This window comes from Merdimonas faecis (assembly GCF_001754075.1).
In the GTDB taxonomy this organism is placed as follows: domain Bacteria; phylum Bacillota; class Clostridia; order Lachnospirales; family Lachnospiraceae; genus Merdimonas; species Merdimonas faecis.
In genome coordinates, this window is the sequence record NZ_MIEH01000024.1 from 1 (window position 1) to 2,514 (window position 2,514).

1 protein-coding gene is annotated in these 2,514 nt (G+C 43.2%); it reads left to right on the forward strand.

Translation table 11 applies throughout. The features are described from left to right. Positions 1-587 precede the first annotated feature (587 nt). Entirely contained in the window at positions 588-2,402 is a 1,815-nt protein-coding gene (locus tag BKD12_RS13590) for a reverse transcriptase/maturase family protein (protein ID WP_002576337.1), read from the forward strand. The last annotated feature ends 112 nt before the right edge of the window (positions 2,403-2,514 follow it).

The following is a 2,514-nucleotide window of genomic DNA, read 5'->3' on the forward strand; positions in this document are numbered from 1 at the left end:
GTGCGCCCGTAAGGGGCTGTAATAATCTTACCTTGAGCAAGTAATAGGGCAAGGTATCAAAGCGGAATAATCCGCACCCTATCGTCACCCGACTTATCCAAAAGGGGAAACCCGATGGGGAGTGTAGCATGTCGGAGGGCACGAAACACGGAAACTTCCAAAGTGTTTGCGTGGTAGTGGCGAAAAGTTATGAATAAGGATGAAAGCTAAACTGCCTGAATGACAGTCGGAGATTGGGCAAAATGTTGCTCCATGCGTAAGGAAGTTATACTCGCATGTACTCTGGTGGATATGAGTCGGCCATGCGTATCCACAAGATACCCAGAGTAAATCAGCCATAGGATAATGGAAAACGACGAACGTCACATCCGAAATCATAACAGGCTTATGTTATTACAGTTCTAAACGGGGATTGCCTAAGGTAAAATGCCGAAAATCGGCTATGAGTGCTATGAGAAAAGTGACTCTGAATATTTACTATGGCAACAGAGTCTCCGTAGTAGTCCGAGGACGGGAAAGCCGTCCACATGGCGAAGGGAGACAGTCTTTCTTCAATACAAATAATAAGGAAAGGTGCGTGAGGCATTATGAGAAGTCCCGAAAATGTATTGAAAAGTTTAAGTGAAAAAGCAAAAAACAAAGAGTACAGGTACGAGAGATTATACCGTAACCTGTACAACCCAGAGTTCTATCTGCTTGCATACCAGAATATTGCGACCTCTCAGGGGAGCATGACGGCAGGTGCAGACGGATTCACTCTTGACGGTATGAGCATGGAGCGCATTGAAAAGCTCATTCAGAAGCTGAGAGACCACTCATACCAGCCGAACCCTGCAAGGCGTGTTTATATTGCGAAGAAAAACAGCAGTAAAAAGCGCCCATTGGGGATTCCGTCAACGGACGATAAACTGTTACAGGAAGTTGTCCGTATGATACTTGAAGCAATCTATGAGCCGACATTCTCTGATAATTCACATGGTTTCAGACCGAAAAGAAGTTGCCACACAGCGTTAAAAGAAATCGTAACGCTGTTCACTGGTGCAAAGTGGATAATCGAAGGAGACATTAAGGCTTGTTTTGACAGCTTCGACCACCATATCACAATACAGCTTTTGAGAAAGCGCATAAAAGATGAAGCGTTCATATCGCTGATGTGGAAGTTTCTAAGGGCAGGATATATGGAACAGTGGACATACCATGAAACGTACTCCGGCAGTCCACAAGGCTCCGGTGTCAGTCCGATACTTGCCAACATCTATCTGAATGAACTTGATGAGTTCATGGCAAGGATGAAAAAGAGTTTTGACAAAGGCGATACAAGAAGCCGTAAAGTCCACAAAGACCATGATAAGGTACGCTGGGCTTATCGGAAAGCGCAGAAAAATCTGGAAATAGAGCGCACAGAAGCAAACCTAGCAGCATTTAAAGAAGCAAGGAAAGTGATGTTGTCCACACCACATTTAGACGAGATGGATGAGAATTACAAAAGACTTCAATACAACCGTTACGCTGACGATTTCCTGATTTCAATAACAGGTTCAAAGCAGGATGCTGAAAATATCAAGGAACAGGTAAAGATATTTCTAAAAGACAAGCTAAATCTCACAATGTCGGAGGAGAAAACTCACGTTACCCATTCCTCTGAAAAGGTGCGGTATCTTGGATACGACATAAGAATATCAAGAAGTCAGGACACAAAGCGGACGAAAAAAGGTCTGCAACGGGTGTGGTATGGAAAAGTGCAGTTATATATGCCGAAAGAAAAATGGATTGCGAAACTGCACGAATACGGTGCGTTTAAAATCAAAAAAGACGAAAACGGCAAAGAGATTTGGAAGCCACTCCACAGAGGGGCGCTTATGCCATTAGACGATGTGGCAATCATCAGTAAATATAATTCTGAAATCAGAGGATTGTACAATTATTACAGGTTAGCAATCAATGTATGCAATCTGGGGAAATTTCATTCTATCATGCGTGGAAGCTGTTTAAAGACGTTGGCGGCAAAATATAATTCTTCTGTTATGAAGATGTATAAGAAATACCGTAGCGTAAAGGGCGACTTTGGCGCAGATTACAAAACCAAGAGTGGAACAAAGCGGTGTGAGTTTTACAATGAAGGATTTAGGCGTAATAACAATATCGCACCTGAATTTGTAGACATTATGCCGAAATACAGAGGGCAGATAAAACCGAATAGTCTTGCAGGACGTTTAAAAAGCGGACAATGCGAGATGTGCGGAGCAAACCCCGTGAAAGTGTATATGCACCATGTAAAGCGCTTAAAAGATTTGAACGCTGATAATGAATTTGATGAACTGATGTTACTGAAAAGGCGGAAGTCATTGGCTCTCTGCCCGAAATGCTACGAAGAAGCAAAGACAAAATCACTTAAACTATGAAAGATGGCGAGCCGTGTACATCGAGAGGTGTAAGCACGGTTCTGGAGGGGGTTACGCCAAGACCACGGACGAAAGGAAGTATGGCGTGGCGTTTCCTACCTTATGAACTTTA

Bases quoted from the DNA above. Each gene is read 5' to 3' on its own strand.
- BKD12_RS13590 (WP_002576337.1), top strand. From the start codon at position 588: ATGAGAAGTCCCGAAAATGTATTGAAAAGTTTAAGTGAAAAAGCAAAA.